The organism is Flavobacterium gelatinilyticum, from assembly GCF_027111295.1.
In the GTDB taxonomy this organism is placed as follows: Bacteria; Bacteroidota; Bacteroidia; order Flavobacteriales; family Flavobacteriaceae; genus Flavobacterium; species Flavobacterium gelatinilyticum.
This window is the reverse complement of the sequence record NZ_CP114287.1, coordinates 3,011,554-3,030,387: the sequence shown is the minus strand read 5'-3', so window position 1 is coordinate 3,030,387 and position 18,834 is coordinate 3,011,554. Positions and strand designations below refer to the sequence as shown.

Genomic DNA, 18,834 nt, shown 5'->3' with positions numbered 1-18,834 from the left:
TTGACGCGGTAAAAGTATTAATTATTTTTTTATAAATACCAATAAAAAAGCCATAAATATTTTTTATGGCTTTAGAAAGTGTTGATTTTAAGTTTTTTAGTCAGTAGATTCTCTTTTTATGAGGTGAGTTTCGATGACTTCTGTGGTATAATTTTCAGTATGTTCTTCATCTTCGTCTTCTTCTGCTTCGATCCTTTCAATGAGCATTTTAGCAGCTTTATTGCCCATTTTTTCACCGCTTTGGCTTACGGTAGTAATAGTTGGCGTTGAGTATTTTGAGATGATTCCGTCAGTAAAAGCGATTACGGCTAAATCTTCCGGAACTTTAAGTCCCATTTTTGCTGCGGTTTTGATAATGGTTACGGCAAAAAGTTCGTTTACGGCAAAAACGGCATCAAAAGCTCTGTCGTTTAAAAGCTGGCTGATGGTGATTTCGCAGGTTTCTACGTCTTCAATTTTGATTATTAAATCTTCGTTAAACGGAATTCCGTTGTCCAAAAGCGCTTTTTCGTACCCATCGGTTCTGAGTTTTCCAACGCTTACGTAATCGACAGTAGTTACGAGTGCTATTTTTTTGCGTCCGTTATCGATTAAACTCTGAACGGCTTCGTATGCTGCGGCTTTGTCATCAATGATTACTTTATCGCATAAAATATCGTTTGTAACGCGGTCAAACATTACAACGGGCATGCCCTGATTTATGACTTCGGTAATATGGTGAAAGTCGCCTTTGAACTGTGTTTCTTTAGAGAGCGACATGATAAAACCGTCGATACTTCCGTTGGCCAGCATCTCCATATTTAAGACTTCTTTATCAAAGGAATCGTCTGAAACACAGATTACTACACTGTATCCGTATTCATTGGCAACCTGTTCGATTCCGTTGATTACAGTAGAGAAAAAATAATGTACAATTTCCGGAATAATAATACCAATACTTTTGGTTTTTCGATTTTTTAAACTAAGGGCAATATTGTTTGGCTTATAGTTGTAAAACTTGGCAAAAGCCTGAACTTTCAGGCGTGTTTCTTCTCCGATTTCCAGACTGTTTCTCAATGATTTTGAGACAGTTGAAATAGATACGTCAAGTTCCTTTGCGATTTGTTTTAAGGTTATTTTACGTTTCATGAGGTTGGTTGAAAAAAATCTAATTAATAATAAAGGTATCTGATATTTTTATAATTGACAATTTTAACGCTAAAAGATTACAAAAAATAGAAAGTTTTCAACACTACCACGTTTTCGTAAAGTAATAAAAATTGCCTCTGGTTGAGCACGTTAATAAATTCATAATTTTGGAATTCGAAGTAAAATTAAAAACTTAACTAACAATCACAAACTCAAACTAATTTAAACAAAAAGTATGAAAACAATTTACAAAAAGTTGTTATTTTTATTCCTATTGTTGCCTTTTAGTGTGTTAGCTCAAAACACTTTAAACGGGACTGTTGTCGATAAAGCAACAGGTCAGCCAATACCGGGAGTAAATGTAAATGTGCAGGGTGCTCCAAACGGTGCATCGACTGGATTTGATGGAAATTACCAGCTGTCGAATGTAAAAAGCGGTAGTAAGATTGTTGTTTCTTTCATTGGTTACAAAACAGAAACAATTGATTATACCGGACAAAAAACTATTAATGTAACTTTAGAAGAAGATACGAATCAGCTTCAGGAAGTAGTGGTTCAGGTAGGTTATGGTACTGTTAAGAAAAAAGACGCAACAGGTGCTGTAACGGTTTTATCTGCCAATCAACTTAATAAAGGACCGGTAGGTTCAGCAGATCAGCTTCTTGTTGGTAGAGCGGCAGGTGTTAGAATTACTACAGACGGTGGTCAGCCAGATGCTAATCCTAATATTAGAATTAGAGGAGGAAGTTCATTGTCAGGAAATAATAATCCATTGATTATCATTGATGGTGTGCCTATCGATAACACAAATCCGGCAGGTATTTCTAACCCTTTAACATTAATTAATCCTAATGACATCGATACGTTCGCTATTTTAAAAGATGCTTCTGCTACAGCTATTTATGGTTCAAGAGCGTCAAATGGTGTAATTATCATTACGACTAAAAAAGGTGTTAACGGAGCTCCTAAATTCAACTTCTCATCAAACATAACAGTAGGGAAAGTTAATAATCCTGTTGATATGATGTCAGGACCAGAATTTACAGCTTTTATGCAAAAGTACCACCCAGGATATACTAATTTGTTAGGTGTGCCTGATGGAAGTGGCGCAATAGACAATCCTGCGACTCCTCAAATAGAAGGAAGAACATTATATAATACAGACTGGCAGGATTTAATTTACAGACAATCAATTTCTACAGATAATAATTTCAGCGCAAGAGCAAATTTATTTGGTAAAGTTCCATTTAGAGCTTCTGTTGGTTATGCTAAAAACGAAGGAGTTGTTCGAACAAATGATTTAGAGAGATATACAGGATCGATTAAACTTTCACCTGTTTTATTAAATGATAATTTAAAAATTGATATTAATGCTAAAGGTATCTCTGTTAAAAAGAATGCTATAGATGCTGATGCAGTTATTGGAAGTGCTTTAGGAATGGATCCTACCAAGCCTGCTTATGACAGCCCGGGTGCATCAAGTGGTATTTTTGGAGGATATTATCAATTACTAAATACAAATAATTCTATCAGTGGTGCGCAGAATCCTTTAGCGATTTTAAACCAAAGAACACGTCCTGAGGAAGTTCAGAAATTATTAGGAAATATTGAATTAGATTATAGAATACCATTTGTAGATGGCTTAAGAGCAGTTGTAAATGGAGGTATTGAGGCTTCTAAAACAAAAATTACAGAGGTTTATAGTGATAACGCTATTCAGACTTATCAAATTAATAACTCTGCAGCAACTAACCCACCGACTTATGTATTTAATCCAGGATTGAATTATGCAGAAAATCAAACGGTTAATAACAAAACGTTAGACGCTTATTTCGCTTATAACAAAAGCTTGAATGGATTCGTTACAAGATTAGATGCTCAGGCGGGATATTCTTATCAGAACTTTGTTACCGATGGGAATAAACAAATCTTTAGATATAATACATCAAATGGTTCAAGAGAAGTTACGCCAAACCCGGCTAATGCAAATAACAGATACTATAATGAGAGAAACTTACAGTCATTCTTTGGAAGAGGTAATTTTGACTTGTTAAACAAGTATTTGTTTACATTGACTTTAAGAGCAGACGGATCTTCTTTATTTAAAGAAAATAAAAGATGGGGTTATTTCCCTGCAGCGGGATTTGCGTGGAGACTTAAAGATGAGTCATTCTTAAAAGAATCAAAAACATTCAATGATTTAAAACTAAGATTAGGATACGGTATTACAGGCCAGCAGGATATTACAGGAGTTGCAGGATCTTATCCTTACAGTGCTCTTTTTGCACCAACAAGTGCATCAAGTACTTATATTCCGGGAATAAACGGATATTATGCAAAACCTTATAACGAGGATCTTACTTGGGAAAAAACAACTACATATAACGTAGGGATTGATTTTGGATTCTTTGAAAATGATATCGTTACAGGTAGTATCGATGCTTATCAAAAATATACAAAAGACTTACTTTCTGTAGTTTCAGCTTCTCCTGGACAAGCTTTGACAAATGAATTCGTTTCAAATGTTGGAAGCATGAAAAATAAAGGTATTGAAACTAGCTTAAATGTTAAAGTAATAAGAGAAGAGAACTTTAATTTAGCTGTTAATGGAAACATTGCATATAACATTGGTGAAATTACTGATTTGAACAACAGAACCACAAATGTTGACAATGCATCTGGAATACCAGTAGGAACAGGTCAGAAAATTGCTTACAATACCGTAGGACAGCAGCCATATTCTGCTTGGGTTTTTGAGCAGGTTTATGATTCAAATAACAGACCAATCGAAAATGCTTTTGTTGATAAAAACGGAGACGGGAAGATTGATGATAATGACAGATCGTATGTTGCTTTAAGACCAAACTGGACTTATGGTTTTGGACTTACGGCAAACTACAAAAAGTTTGATTTAACAACTACTTTCAATGGTCAAATTGGAGGAAAAGTATATAACGCAAGAAAATTGCAATCAGGTTTTATTGATAAAGCATTACCGGCTAACTCAATAAGTTTGACAAATGTTTTGGATACTGAATTTGATTTTAAAACAATCAACGGAAATGTACCATTCTCTGATTTTTATTTGGAAGATGCAAGTTTCTTACGCTGTCAAAACATAACTCTTGGATATAATTTTGACAAAGCTATAAAAGGAGCTGTTTTAAGATTATACGCATCTGCAAACAATGTATTTATTGTAACAGATTATACAGGAGTAGATCCAGAGAATTTCAATGCAATTGATAATAATTTCTATCCAAGATCAAGAACATTCAGTTTTGGTCTTAACTTAGACTTTTAATAAAAAATATAAAGATGAATCAGTTTAAATTTAAGATTATAGGCGCTTTTTTAGTTCTTTTCTCTTTCGCTTCCTGCGTAGATGATTTAAATACAGAACCAAAAGTAGAATTGACCCTGGAGAAGCTTTTAGAGCAAGATCCAAATGCCGTAGATGGTTTGGTTTCTAAGATTTATGGAACTTTTGCTCTTTCAGGACCTGACGGACCGGGTTCTTCAGATGTAGTAACTCAGGACCCGGGAGAAGCAGCTTTTCTTAGAGGTATCATAAACTTGCAGGATTTTTCTGCAGATGGTATGAAAAACCGTTGGGGAGATGATGGTCTTGATCAATTAACAACAACAAGCGGATGGACACCAAATAATAAGTTTTTCAGATACTTATATGACAGAGCTTATTACACAATTTCTCAGTCAAGTAATTTGATTAAGATTTTAAAAACGTCTTCGGCTAATATTCCAAACAGAGAAAATCACATTGCGGAATTACGTTTTTTAAGAGCATTATCTTATTATTATCTAACAGATTGTTTTGGTAAAGGAGCTATTACAACAGAAGATGATATTAATACGTCAACACCAAAGGATGAATCTACAAGAGTTGAGCTTTTCAATTTTATAGAATCTGAGTTAAAAGATATTGAAGGTGTAATTACTCCAACAAAATCTTATGGTAAAGCAGATAGAAATGTGGTAAGAATGCTGCTTGCAAAATTGTATTTGAATGCAGAAGTATATACAGGAACACAAAGATATGACGATGCATTATTGTATACTAAAAAAGTAATTGATGAAGGTGGATATACACTTGCGCCAAGTTTTGTAAGTGTTTTTTCTGGAGATAATGATTCTTCACCTGAAATTATCTATACTTTAATTGCTGATGCAGTTGTAAGTCAGGCGTATGGTAATACAACTTATATTGTAAACGGAAACCTAAGTACAGAGACAATGAATCCTAACGATTTTGGTGCTACTGACGGATGGGGAGGACACAGAGCTACTAAAGCTTGGTACGGTTTGTTTAATAATGGTAATTTGGCAGCTTCTCCGGATGACAGAGCAAAATTATTCTGGACAACAGGACATGCTTATGAAATGAATGATTATAAGAAATGGGTAGATGGTTATCCAAGTATAAAATTTAGAAATACAAATTTCAACGGATCATCGAATGCAACAAGTTTCTCAAATACAGATTTTCCTTTATTCAGATTGGCAGATGCTTACTTAATGTATGCTGAGTGTGCATTAAGAGGAGCTGCAGGCGGATCAACAAGTTTAGCTTTGGATTATGTTAATGCTGTTAGAGACAGATCTCACGCAGGATTAATAACTGCAGGACAATTAAATCTGGATTTTGTATTAAATGAAAGAGCCAGAGAACTGAACCTTGAAGGTCACAGAAGACAAGACTTAATTCGTTTTGGAAAATTTACAGGCGGATCTTATTTATGGCCTTGGAAAGGCGGGGTGAAAGACGGAGTTTCAATTCCTGATACTTACAAATTGTACCCAATACCTACAAGTGCATTACAGGCTAATTCAAAATTAACTCAAAATCCTGGGTATCCAAACTAATATCAGAAACATGAAAAATATATTCAAATTAGGCATCTTTGCGATGCTGTTAATGTCGACAGGGGCATGTAATTCAGATGATATTACAGTGGTGACGCCTTCAAGTGCATCTGTACTGGAAACTCCTGCGGAAGGGACAGTTTTTGTTTTGGATGAAACGGAAGCCGACGAAGTAGCAGTAACTTTTAAATGGAGCGACGCACAATATCAAGGTGCTCCAATTGTTGTGAATTACGAACTTGAAATTGCAAAATCAGGAACAGATTTTAAAAATCCAATTATTCTATCTGTATCACCTGATAATATGCAAGCTATAACTGTTAGTGAGCTTAATACAGCTGCAATGAACTCCGGATTGACACCATTTGATCCTCAGGATGCTGATGTTCGTATTAAATCATACCTTGGAGAAGGTGGGAATGTTCAGTATTCAAATGTTATAAAATTAACTATTACTCCTTATGCAGGATTGGTTACTTATGAATTTACAGATTGGTACTTAATTGGTGCAGCTGTAGACGGAGGATGGGATAACAATGTTGATACTAACCACCAGCCAATGTTCAGAGATGGTACAGATGCAACTCAATACAAATTTACAGGATTCTTTAAGGCAGGTAACTTTAAATTGATTTCTGAAAAAGGAAGCTGGGCTTCTCAATTAGGAAGATCTGGAGAGGGAACAATTGAGATTAAAGACAACGCAGGTGAATTTACAATTGCGGCAGATGGATATTATACTTTGAAGTTTAACACGCAATCTTTAAAATATACTTTAGAAGCTTTTGACGGTGCAGCAGCACCAACATATTCAACTGTTGGTATCATTGGAAGTAGTACTGCAGGAGGCTGGGATGCATCAACAGCATTGGTTAAATCAGGATTCAATGCACATGCTTGGTCATTAGGCGTTACTTCATTAAAAGAAGGAGAAGCTAAATTTAGAGCAAACAATGCATGGGATGTTTCATGGGGTGGAAAAACTCCTTTCTCAGGTGGTGGTGCTGGTGATAATATACCGGTAGCAGAATCTAAATATGTAATTTATTTCAATGATTTAGACGGAAGTTATTTGATGATTCCAAATCAATAAAACTTCAGTTAATAACTGAAAAAGGGCTATCAGCAGATAGCCCTTTTTTAATCAGGCTGACTCCTAACCAATAACCACTATCCTTATGAAAAAAACTTTACTATTACTATTTTTACTGCTCACTGCATTTTCATTTGCACAGCAGCAAAACGTAACCTATTCAGTAAGTCCGTCTACTTTTGATGAGACGGCTTCAATTACCATTACTATCAATGGAAACAGTATAAACGAAGGTACCTGGGGAGTTACAGGAAACGCTTTGTACATGTGGGCGTGGGCTTTTGATACCAACGATATGACCCAAAAAGGAACTCCAAATAACGGATCATGGGATGCGTCAAGCGAGGCAAGTAAGTTTACTTATAACGCTGCAACCGATACATATACCAAAACAATTGTTCCAACTACTTACTATAATACTACAGGAATTGGAAGAATTGGTTTTTTGATCAAAGCTAAAAATGGAAACGGCGATAAAAAGTCACAAGATATTTTAGTTGAAGTAGGAACTTTTCAGGTTTCTCTGAATTCACCAATCGAAAACAGCACTTCAATTATTTCTTCCGGTGCAAACTTTGTCATTACAGCATCCAATACAAACGGACCGGCAAGCTATACTTTAAAAGCAAACGGAACGACTATTAATACCAATACAAGTACAGCAAGTTACTCGTATACACATACAAATATTACAGGTAACCAAACCTATGAATTGATTGCGGTTCAGGGTTCGACTACAATTTCAAAGAAATTTTCGGTTATTGTAAATCCAAATACCGTTTCTCAGGATATGCCGTCAGGTTTAGTAGACGGAATCAACTATAATCCTGCTGATGTTACAAAAGCAACATTAGTTTTGGATGCTCCTTTAAAAGATTTTGTTTACGTGGCCGGAAGTTTTAATAACTGGCAGCCAACGTCGGCATATGCCATGAAAAAAGACCCTGTATCACAGAAATTCTGGTTAGAATTAACCGGATTGGTTTCGGGTGTTAACAATACCTATCAGTATTGGGTAGTCGATACAACACCGCTTGCAAATTCGCCGGCGATGGTAAAAACCGCTGATCCTTATTCTACATTGGTTCTGTCTCCTTATGATGATCCTTGGATTCCTTCATCTTCATATCCAAATTTACCCTCATATCCGGCAGGCCAGCAATTTGAAGTTACAGTTTTAAAAACAGGGCAGACTCCTTACAACTGGAAAGTGACCAATTTTGTAAAACCTGAAAAAGAAAAGCTGGTTGTATACGAAGTTTTGGTTCGTGATTTTGACGCGGCAAGAAATTATCAAAGCTTAATCGATAAGATTGATTATTTCAAAAACCTGAAAATAAACGCTATCGAGTTAATGCCTGTAATGGAATTTGAAGGAAATGAAAGCTGGGGGTATAATACCTCATTTCATATGGCACTGGATAAATTTTACGGAACTTCGGATAAATTAAAAGAACTTATCGATGTATGTCACCAAAACGGAATTGCGGTTATTCTTGACGTTGCACTGAATCATGCTTTCGGGAGAAATCCAATGGTTAGAATGTGGATGAATGATCCTGACGGAGATGGTTTTGGAGCGCCAACAGTTGAAAACCCATATTTTAATACCGTTGCAAAACATACTTATAGTGTTGGAGAAGATTTTAATCACCAGTCATTAAAAACGCAGTATTATGTGAATCGTGTTATTAAACAATGGATCGAAGAGTATAAAATTGATGGTTTCCGCTGGGATTTAACCAAAGGATTTACACAGGCTTGCACAGCATCAGATGAAACTTGTACCAATGCCTATCAGCAGGACAGGGTAGATATCCTGAAACAATACGCCGATTATTCATGGAGTTTAGATCCAACGCATTACACAATTTTTGAACATTTAGGAAGTGATGCCGAAGAAAAACAATGGGCCGATTATAAAATTGACGAAAGCCCAAGTAAAGGAATTATGATGTGGGGAAAAATGACAAATCCCTACAATCAGTTGTCTATGGGATATTCTTCAGACAGTAATATTTCGAGAATGACAAGTTCAAGCCGTGGTTTTACGGCAAATCGTTTAATGGGTTATGCTGAAAGTCATGACGAAGAACGTTTAATGTATAAAAATGTGCAGTATGGTGCTGTGGGTGGAACTTACAGCGTAAAAACACTAAATACGGCATTGTCAAGAATGTCTGCCATTGGAGCAGTTTCTTTATTGGTTCCGGGACCAAAAATGATCTGGCATTTTGGGGAATTAGGTATGGATGATTCTATTTTTACCTGTAACAACGGTACTGTAAATGATGAATCGGGAACAACTGCAGGAGATTGTAAATTAGATACAAAACCGCAGCCGCAATGGACAGAAAACTGGCTGGGAGATTCAAACCGTAATAAAATTTACAACGACTGGGCAAAAATGATCACGCTTAAAACGGTGGAACCGGTATTTTCTGGAACGGCTGTAATTCCGAATGCGAATTCATTAACAGTAAATATAAAAATTACCAATGCTAATTTGACATCAGCACAATTAAAAGATGTTTTGATTCTGGCGAATTTTGATGTTACGGCTCAAAATGTTGCAACCGGATTTCCGTATACCGGAACCTGGTATAATTTGATGGATAATACTACTATTACTGTTACAAATGCAAGTGCGCCAATAAATCTGACACCGGGCGAATACAGAATTTATGGCAACAAAACAGCAACTTTGGCAATCGAAGATTTTGAAAAAGGAAATACAGTAAGTCTTTTCCCAAATCCGGTTTCAGACTATTTTACTTTGAGTTTTGAAGCTGTTAAAGTTCAAGTGTACTCAGTTTCAGGACAATTGGTAAAAACTTTTGCTCCAAATAATAATAAAGATTTTCAGTTTGGAGTAAGCGATTTACAGACAGGATTGTATATCGTTAAAGCTTTTGATGCAAACAATAAAACTCAGGTTGTAAAACTGGTAAAAAAGTAAACCTGAAAAAAATATATCTGACAGATTAAAAATTTGGTTTGGTTAGTAATGTGAAAGGGCTGTTCTATTGAAAAATAGACAGCCCTTTTCTGGTTTAGTTGTTTATTGTTTTTGTTATTTCTTGTTGTCATTATATTCTCCAATTACCGCAAAATACCCAAAAGTTCCTAAGCCCAAAACAATAAGAGGCGTCAGGATAAAAAGAATAATAATTCCAAAAACTAAATCATCCTGCTGATCCGATAATAATTTAGGCAATCCAAATTCAAACACGCAGAAATAAGCGGCCGCAACTGCTAAAATAACCCATAAAACGCCTAATGCCTGTTTGATTTTATCCATGTTTTTAAATATTAAAGATGATTAATTTTATTTTTATTGTCTATATAAATCATTCCAATTACAAAGCAGATCGAAGCAATGATAATAGGATACCAAAGTCCATCCAGATAAAAATCGCTTTTTCCTGATGCTTTGGCGTGTGTTACAAAGTAAGTCGAAATCGCGGGCAGAAGCCCTCCAAAAATCCCGTTTCCAACATGATACGGAAGCGACATCGAAGTATATCTGATTTTAGTTGGAAACATTTCAACTAAAAAAGCAGCTATTGGACCATACACCATTGTAACAAATATAACCTGAATGAAAACCAGAAAAATTAATGTCCATTTATCGGCAGGACAAATGGTAATTATAGTACTGGTCTGCGATTCTTTTTTATCATTAAAATCTGTTTTCTTTTCTACATACGTAGTTCCATCGGTATAGGATTTAGAAATGATGGTTATTTTATCATTATTTACGTTGTTTTCTGTTTTTTGAGTGGTTTTTTGTACAATTTCAGTTTTGTGTTTTACATCAGTCGTATTGTACATCATTCTGTAGATAGGCCGGTAAAACAAAATTGCCAGTAGCATTCCCAGCATCATAATATATTTTCGGCCTACTTTGTCGCTCAGCCATCCGAATATTATAAAAAAAGGAGTTCCTAATAACAATGCAATTCCAAGTAAACTGTCGACCTGAGAAGAATCTACGTTCATTACCGTTTTCATAAAGCTCATAGCGTAGAATTGTCCGGTATACCAAACGACTCCCTGCCCCATGGTGGCTCCGAATAAAGCCAGCAAAACAAATTTTAAATTATAGCGGTTTCCAAAACTTTCTTTTAACGGATTGGTGCTGGTTGTGCCTTCCTTTTTTGCTTTGGCAAAAACAGGCGATTCATCCATGTTTTTTCTGATAAGATACGATACGCCAACCATTGCAATAGAAACCCAGAACGGTACACGCCATCCCCACAAATCAAAAGCCTCGGCAGTAAGTACATTTTTAGTTGCGAGAATCACCATTAAGGATATAAACAACCCTACAGTGGCCGTAGTCTGAATCCATGATGTCCAATATCCTTTTTGTCCGGATGGAGCATGTTCTGCCACATAAGTCGCCGCGCCTCCATATTCGCCTCCAAGAGCTAATCCTTGTAATAAACGTAAAATTAAAACCAGTAAAGGGGCCAAAAAGCCTATAGACTCATAACTGGGAATACAGCCAATTAAAAAAGTAGAACCTCCCATTAATAACAGCGTAGCCATAAAAGTATATTTTCGACCAATGATATCGCCCAGTCTGCCAAAAAATAACGCACCAAAAGGTCTTACAACAAAACCCGCGGCAAAAGTGGCTAAAGTAGATAAAAACGCAGCAGTTGGATTATCGCTTGGGAAGAATTTGGTAGAAATGACAACAGCTAAACTTCCAAAAATATAGAAATCATACCATTCAATCATAGTTCCCATCGAAGAAGCTGAAATGACTTTCCAGATTCCTTTAGTAGAAGTTTTACTCATAAACAAATTTGTGTTCTTAATAATTATTAGAAACTAAAAATACTGTTTTACGAATATATAAGATAATTTTTTATTCAGTTGATACTTTTTTAACAAAAAGTATTTATTTGTTGACTTTTGCTTTTTTGAAGTAGAAAGGTTTTACTGTAAATCATACAAAGAAAAAACGGAGAGGTTCGCAAAGCCAGATAAACGCTGCCAACCTTTGCGAAGCATCTGTTGCCTCTGCGGTTAGATAAAAAAGCACTAAAAACAAAAAACCCGAATATTTCTATTCGGGTTTCGTGGTACCTCCAGGGATCGAACCAGGGACACATGGATTTTCAGTCCATTGCTCTACCATCTGAGCTAAGGTACCGTGCTTATTGCGGGTGCAAATATATAACCATTTTTGATTTGTGCAAAACATTTTTTAAAAAAAATCTATTCGTATCTTCGCATAAGTAAAAATATAAAGATGATTTTAGCGGTTGATATAGGAAACACCAGAATTAAAGCTGCTGTATTTGAAGGAAATACGGTTTTGGAAAATTTTGTTTTTGGAAAAGAAGAACTTGAAGAAAAAATTCAGAAAATTTTAGAAAAACATCCAAAATGTTCTGATTTGGTTGCGGCATCAGTCGGAAAAATCGAAAAAGAATCTTTTTTGGCTTTCGAAAAACAGCTGAAAGTGCATTTTTTTACACATGAAGATATTTTTCCTTTCCATAATAAGTATGCTACACCAACTACATTAGGAATAGATAGAATGATTCTGGCAGCCGGCGCAACGCTGCAGTTCCCAAAGCAAAACCGATTAGTTATAGATGCCGGAACCTGCATAACCTACGATTTTATCGACGAAAACGATAATTATTTAGGAGGCGCGATCTCTCCCGGCCTTCGTCTGCGATACGAATCCCTGCATAATTTTACCGCCAGACTGCCGTTATTAACGTTAGAGATTCCCGAAAGTTATATAGGAAACTCAACGGGACAGGCGATTCACTCTGGGGTTGTGAATGGTTTCGTCTATGAAATTGATGGTTTTATCGATGAATATCGCTTACAGTTTTCAAATTTTATAATAATTTTAACGGGTGGTGATACAGATTTTTTGGCTAAACGATTAAAAAATACCATATTTGCCAATTCAAATTTCCTTTTGGAGAGTTTGAACCAAACATATCAATATAAAATCGACAATGATTAAAAAAATTATAATAAGCGCTTGTCTGCTTATATCGTTCGTTTCATTTGCACAGCAAGGTACAGCCTCGCCTTATTCTTTTTACGGAATTGGTGATGCAAGATTCAAAGGAACACTTGAATTTCGATCTATGGCAGGAGTTGCAGTGGAGCAGGACAGTATTCACCTGAATATTGAAAATCCTGCAAGTTATGCCGGTTTGGGACAAACAACTTTTGCGGTAGGAGGTACTTTTGCTACTTCTAACCTAAAAACTACTTCACAATCTGAGAAAGCACAAAGAACAACTTTTGATTATTTGGCAGTTGGAATCCCGATGGGAAAATTCGGTGCCTCTTTTGGTTTAGTACCTTTAACTGCGGTTGGGTATAAAATCTTAAACGACAATACTGCTACACCGGGAGCTACAAGTGCACAGCTCGAAGGAAAAGGAGGTTTGAACAAAGTATATTTTGGTTTGGCTTATCAAATCAAAAAAAACTGGAATATTGGTGCTGATATTCAGTATAATTTTGGAAAAATTACCACTACAAGCATAGAGGCTGTAACAGGCATTGAAAGCAGTACAACAGAGGTAAATACATCTACATTATCTGGTGTTAATTTCAATATCGGAACGATGTATCAGACTAAAATCGATAAAAAATTATCCCTTTTCACAACTATGAGTTATAGTTTTGGAAGTGATTTGAATTCAGATATTACAAGTCAAATTACAGTAAGCGGTGATCCGGATCCTTATGATGGTGCACCGCCGTCTCAAAAACTAAAATTACCAAGTAAATTTACTATTGGTGCCGGTATTGGTGAAGCAAGAAAATGGCTTGTGGGAACAACATTGGCTTTTCAGGGAGAAGGACAGCTGGCAAATTACTACAATATTTCGCAGAACGTGAAGTATGAAAATTATGCAAAATATGCCGTGGGAGGTTATTATATTCCAAATTATAACTCTTTCACCAGTTATTTAAGCAGAGTGACATATCGTGCCGGTTTAAAATATGAGAAAATTGGTCTTATGGTTAATAACGAGTCAATTAAAGATGTGGGAATGACAATAGGAGCCGGAATTCCTATCACCGGATCTTTTTCAAATATAAACATTGGTATTGAATTTGGAAAAAGAGGAACGACATCTTCAGATCTGGTTCAGGAAAACTACCTGAATTTCAGTGTTGGATTCTCATTTAACGATAAATGGTTTGTGAAGAGCAAATTCAACTAAAACCTAAGTTTATATCTTTATAAGCTCACTACAATTTACTACTTTTGGCAAATGAATTTACCAAAGAGATATATAATAAGCCTTGTCACAGTTATTGCTGTGACACTGTTTTTTGGATGCGAAAGTAATTTTAAAGAAGTTCAGAAAATTAACTTCTCAGAATTCGTTCCCGGCAGTGATGCAGATACCGTTAATATAAAGTATACAGATTCAGGACGAATTACAGTTGTTTTGATCAGTCCAAAAATGCTTGATTATTCCAATCTCGAATTTCCTTTTACTGAATTTCCAAAGGGTATTGATGTTACTTTGTATGATAAAAAAGAGAAACGTACCTATATACTTGCCAATTATGCCGTTTCTTATAAAAACACAGGTATAATTGATTTAATAGGTAAAGTAAAAATTACATCTGAAGAAGGACAGGTTCTGGAAACAGAACAACTGTATTTCGATCAGAAAAATGAATGGTTTTATACCGAAAGAAAATTCAGGCTTACAGATGCAAAAGGAGTATCTTACGGGCAGGGAATTGACTTTAGCAAAGATTTTAAAGTGATTAATTCACAGCGTATAAGCGGTGAAATTGAATCATCAGATGATAAAATATAAATTATGGGTTATTTAAAATACACACAATACGTTTACATCCTTTTTGGGATTTATTTTATTTACGACGGAGTAGTAAAGTTTAATGAAGGAAACGAAGGTTATCCTTTGAGCTTTGTTATTGCCGGAATGGCGATTTTTATGTTTTTCTTCAGGAGAAGATTTCTTAAAAAGATGGATGATCGTAATAAAAACAAGTAAAAATGGAAATTAGTATTATAATACTGTGTTTAATACTAGCTGCCTTTTTTTCGGGAATGGAAATAGCGTTTGTTTCTTCAAACAAAATTTATCTTGGGATTGAAAAAAAACAGGATAATTTTCTTTCTCAAATCCTGACAAAACTTACTGAAAATCCTTCAAAATTTATCGCGTCAATGCTTATTGGAAACAATCTGGCATTGGTCGTATATGGATTTTACATGGGGGATCTCGTTTTAAAATGCATTACTGATCTGGGATTTCAATTCTCATACCCCACTACACTTTTAATTCAGACCCTGCTTTCGACTTTTATTGTTTTAATAACAGCCGAATTTTTTCCCAAAGTCTTTTTTCAGATTTATGCCAATTCTATAATCAAGGTTTTCGCAGTTCCGGCGTATCTGTTTTACAGGTTTTTTTATTACGTTTCGACATTTTTCATCTGGATTTCTGATTTTATTCTTAAAAAGTTTTTTAAATCAGAAGGCGATCAGGTACAGCTGTATTTCAGTAAAGTCGAACTCGGAAATTATATAACTGAGCAGATGAGTTCTGTTGAAGATGATGAAGAAGTTGATTCTGAAATTCAGATTTTTCAAAATGCATTAGAATTTTCGGGAGTAAAAGCCCGCGACATTATGACGCCAAGAACAGAGCTTGTTGCGATAGATTTGTTTGATTCGGTTACGGATTTAAAGGAGCTTTTTGTTGAGACTGGTTATTCTAAAATTTTAATAAGTCAAAATTCGCTTGATGATATTGTGGGGTATGTGCATTCTTTTGATTTGTTCAAAAAGCCTCAGACGATAAAATCGGTTTTAATGACAGTTGAATTTGTTCCCGAAACAATTTTGATAAAAGATGCTTTGAACCTTTTAATAAAAAAAAGAAAAAACGTTGCCGTTGTACTGGATGAATACGGAGGCACATCGGGGATAATTACGATTGAAGATATTGTAGAAGAACTTTTTGGTGAAATCGAAGACGAACACGATTTAGACGAAGAGTTAATAGAACAGGATTTAGGAGAAGGTAAGTATCTGTTTTCAGCCCGTTTAGATGTTGAATATCTTAATGAAACTTACAAACTGATGATTCCTGAAGAGGATTCTTATGGTACTTTGGGCGGTTTTATTGTGAATTCTACAAAGGAAATTCCGCAAAAAGGTGAGAAAATAAGTATTGATAAGTTTCAATTTGTAATAAAAGAGGCGTCAAATAAGAAAATTGAAGTCGTCAAATTGACAATAAAAGAGTGAATTTTTAAATAAATAAAAAAAATTGTGTAAAATAAAACCCTAGTTGTATTGTTATTAACTAGATAATTGTATTTTCGCAAACTGAATATAAAATTAACAACAATAAAAATGGCAGTTTTAGCAAAAATTAGACAGCGTTCCGCTTTATTGATAGGAGTTATTGCACTTGCGTTATTTGCATTTATCATCCAGGATCTTATCGGAAAAGGTACGTTTAGTCAAAGTTCGAAAGATGTAGGAAGCATCGATGGAAAAGATATTTCATTTGAAGACTTTAGAGTTAAAGTTAGTAATCTTGAAAAAAGTGGTCAGGGAATTACTTCCACTGAAGCTGCAAACAGAGTTTGGGATCAGGAGGTTTCAATCGCATTGTTGTCAACTCAATTTGACAAATTAGGATTGAGAGTTGGTGAAAAACATTTAATTGAAGTTTTAAAAGCAGATCCGAATATTGGAAAAAACCCAATGTTTTTAAATGCAGCAGGTGCTTTTGATGTAGTGAAATTTAAAGACTACTTTAAAGCAAATCCTGAAGCGGCTCAATATATTGCTGACAAAGAAAAAGATGCTGAATTAAACGCGAAATTTCAAATTTACAATACTTTAGTAAAAGCCGGACTTTACACAACTGCTAGTGAAGGAAAGTTAAAGTATGAAATGGAAGCAAACAAAGTAAATTTTGCTTACGCAGGAGCTTTGTACTCTTCTATTAAAGACAGTGAAGTGAAAATTTCTGATTCAGAGATCGTAGATTATATGAAGAAAAACGAGAAAAAATTCAAAGCAGATGAAACTCGTGAAATTCAGTACGTACTAGTTGAAGATAAAGCTTCTAAAGAAGACGAAGCTGAAATTAAAGCTAAAGTGGCTTCATTATTAAACGGAAGTGTTGTTTACAATGCAAAAACAGCTAAAAACGATACATTGCCAGGTTTTAAAAATGCAACGAATATTGCTGAATTTGTAAACGCAAATTCTGATATTCCTTACGATTCTACTTATGTGCCAAAAAGCAGTCTTCCTGCTGTAGATGCTGATAAATTATTCAGCCTTCCTGCAGGTTCAGTTTACGGACCATACGTTTACGGAAAATACTACTGTATTTCTAAATCATTAGGATTTAAAGCTGGAGTTAACGCAAAAGCAAGTCATATCTTAATTGGTTATGAAGGGTCTCAGACTCCAAACCCAAGAGAAACAAGATCTAAAGAAGAAGCAAAAGCTAAAGCAGAACAAATTTTAGCTCAGGTTCAGGCTAATCCGGATAGTTTCATGATGCTTGCTTTTACAAGCTCTGATGATTCATCTGCACAGCAAGGTGGTGATTTAGGATTTTTTGGTCCAAATCAAATGGTAAAACCTTTCAATGATTTTGTATTCAACAACGGTATTGGTAAAGTTGGTTTAGTTGAAACTCAGTTTGGTTTCCACATTATCAAAATTACAGACAAACAAGACGGAATTCGTTTAGCTACAATCGCTCAAAAAATCGAGCCTTCTGAAGCTACTTCTGATAAAGTATTTACTTTAGCTACTAAATTCGAAATGGAAGCTGCAGACAAAGATTTTGCTGCTACAGCAAAACAATTAGGATTAAAAGTTGAAGGTCCGGTTTCTGTAAAAGCTATGGATGAGCAGTTTGGTTCGTTAGGAAACCAAAGAAACATCGTAAGATGGGCTTTTGATAAAGAAACAGGTACAGGAGATGTAAAACGTTTTGAATTAGCTAACATTGGTCACGTAATTGCTCAATACAAAAATGAAAACAAATCAGGTTTAGTTTCTGTAACTATGGCAAGACCTTATGTTGAACCAATCCTTAAAAACAAGAAAAAAGCTGAAATCTTAAAAGCTAAAATGACAGGATCAAGCATTGAAGCAATCGCTAAAAGTGCTGGTGTAGCTGTACAGGAAGCAAAAGATGTTACACTTGATAATCCGGTTTTACCTGGAGGTGTAGGACAAGAGCCTAAAGTTGTGGGTAATGCATTTGCTTTGGCTGCTAACAAAGTATCTGCTCCAATCGAAGGAAATACAGGAGTATATGTTGTAAAAAACATCAGTACTGTTAAAGCTGCTGCTCTTCAAAACCATGCTGAATATGCTGCAAAAGTAAAAGCTCAAAGCGCACAAGACGCAGGAAGAATTTTACCAGCACTAAAAGCTAACGCTAAAATAGAAGATAACAGATTACAATTCAATTACTAGTTCTTAGTAAATAAGTCAAAATAAAAAACCCGAAACGTTCTTTTTGAATGTTTCGGGTTTTTCTTTCTTAAATAGCAGCTTAAAATGGAATGTAGTAAAATATTTATGTATTTAACTTAACTATATGGGAATAATAGAAATATAATTTAAAAAATTTGTGATTTTCAAAATATTACAGTTAATTTGTCCGAATTTTTGTTGTAACTAGTAAAATTCCTATTACCAT

Annotated in this window: 13 protein-coding genes and 1 tRNA gene; 10 read left to right on the top strand and 4 right to left on the bottom strand. The window is 35.1% G+C overall.

All coding sequences use genetic code 11. The features are described 5' to 3' along the window. Positions 1 to 96: 96 nt before the first annotated feature. Positions 97 to 1,128, bottom strand: coding sequence for a LacI family DNA-binding transcriptional regulator (locus OZP11_RS12795; RefSeq protein ID WP_281230952.1), 1,032 nt, complete (start codon positions 1,126 to 1,128; stop codon positions 97 to 99). 235 nt (positions 1,129 to 1,363) lie between these two features. Here OZP11_RS12795 and OZP11_RS12790 point away from each other — a divergent pair, with 235 nt between their 5' ends. The 4 genes from OZP11_RS12790 to OZP11_RS12775 all read left to right on the top strand — a co-directional run bounded on the left by OZP11_RS12790 (position 1,364) and on the right by OZP11_RS12775 (position 10,064). Next, the gene (locus OZP11_RS12790) at positions 1,364 to 4,432 is read left to right on the top strand and encodes a SusC/RagA family TonB-linked outer membrane protein (protein WP_281230951.1); all 3,069 of its coding nucleotides are present in this window, start codon (positions 1,364 to 1,366) and stop codon (positions 4,430 to 4,432) included. Between the two features lie 14 nt (positions 4,433 to 4,446). Further along, entirely contained in the window at positions 4,447 to 6,012 is a 1,566-nt protein-coding gene (locus OZP11_RS12785) for a RagB/SusD family nutrient uptake outer membrane protein (RefSeq protein WP_281230950.1), read from the top strand. Between the two features lie 10 nt (positions 6,013 to 6,022). Continuing rightward, entirely contained in the window at positions 6,023 to 7,105 is a 1,083-nt protein-coding gene (locus tag OZP11_RS12780) for a SusE domain-containing protein (RefSeq protein ID WP_281230949.1), read from the top strand. 85 nt (positions 7,106 to 7,190) lie between these two features. Then, positions 7,191 to 10,064: an alpha-amylase family glycosyl hydrolase gene (locus tag OZP11_RS12775; protein ID WP_281230948.1), complete on the top strand. Its 2,874-nt coding sequence runs from the start codon at positions 7,191 to 7,193 to the stop codon at positions 10,062 to 10,064. Positions 10,065 to 10,178: 114 nt separating this feature from the next. Here OZP11_RS12775 and OZP11_RS12770 read toward each other — a convergent pair whose 3' ends face one another. From OZP11_RS12770 to OZP11_RS12760, 3 genes are all read right to left on the bottom strand, one after another. Next, on the bottom strand, positions 10,179 to 10,406 hold the full coding sequence (locus OZP11_RS12770; RefSeq protein WP_281230947.1) for a DUF6814 family protein: 228 nt from the start codon (positions 10,404 to 10,406) through the stop codon (positions 10,179 to 10,181). Positions 10,407 to 10,417: 11 nt separating this feature from the next. Next, a complete protein-coding gene (locus OZP11_RS12765) occupies positions 10,418 to 11,914 on the bottom strand; it encodes an MFS transporter (RefSeq protein WP_281230946.1) in 1,497 nt (498 codons plus the stop codon). Between the two features lie 285 nt (positions 11,915 to 12,199). Further along, positions 12,200 to 12,272: transfer RNA gene (locus tag OZP11_RS12760), tRNA-Phe, on the bottom strand. Between the two features lie 99 nt (positions 12,273 to 12,371). Between OZP11_RS12760 and OZP11_RS12755 the strand changes: the two genes are divergently transcribed. The 6 genes from OZP11_RS12755 (at position 12,372) to OZP11_RS12730 (ending at position 18,608) form a co-directional block, all read left to right on the top strand. Further along, the gene (locus OZP11_RS12755; protein ID WP_281230945.1) at positions 12,372 to 13,106 is read left to right on the top strand and encodes a type III pantothenate kinase; all 735 of its coding nucleotides are present in this window, start codon (positions 12,372 to 12,374) and stop codon (positions 13,104 to 13,106) included. Beyond that, positions 13,099 to 14,328 (top strand): BamG family beta-barrel-assembly machinery protein, encoded by a 1,230-nt coding sequence (gene bamG / locus OZP11_RS12750; RefSeq protein ID WP_281230944.1) that lies wholly within the window; start codon positions 13,099 to 13,101, stop codon positions 14,326 to 14,328. The genes OZP11_RS12755 and bamG overlap by 8 nt, the downstream gene beginning before the upstream one ends. 51 nt (positions 14,329 to 14,379) lie before the next feature. Further along, positions 14,380 to 14,940, top strand: coding sequence for an LPS export ABC transporter periplasmic protein LptC (gene lptC, locus OZP11_RS12745; RefSeq protein ID WP_281230943.1), 561 nt, complete (start codon positions 14,380 to 14,382; stop codon positions 14,938 to 14,940). Positions 14,941 to 14,943: 3 nt separating this feature from the next. Then, positions 14,944 to 15,138, top strand: coding sequence for a hypothetical protein (locus tag OZP11_RS12740; RefSeq protein WP_281230942.1), 195 nt, complete (start codon positions 14,944 to 14,946; stop codon positions 15,136 to 15,138). A 2-nt stretch (positions 15,139 to 15,140) separates the two neighbouring features. After that, complete coding sequence (locus OZP11_RS12735) at positions 15,141 to 16,400, top strand: hemolysin family protein (RefSeq protein ID WP_281230941.1); 1,260 nt, start codon at positions 15,141 to 15,143, stop codon at positions 16,398 to 16,400. A 108-nt stretch (positions 16,401 to 16,508) separates the two neighbouring features. Then, a complete protein-coding gene (locus OZP11_RS12730) occupies positions 16,509 to 18,608 on the top strand; it encodes a peptidylprolyl isomerase (RefSeq protein ID WP_281230940.1) in 2,100 nt (699 codons plus the stop codon). Positions 18,609 to 18,834 lie beyond the last annotated feature (226 nt).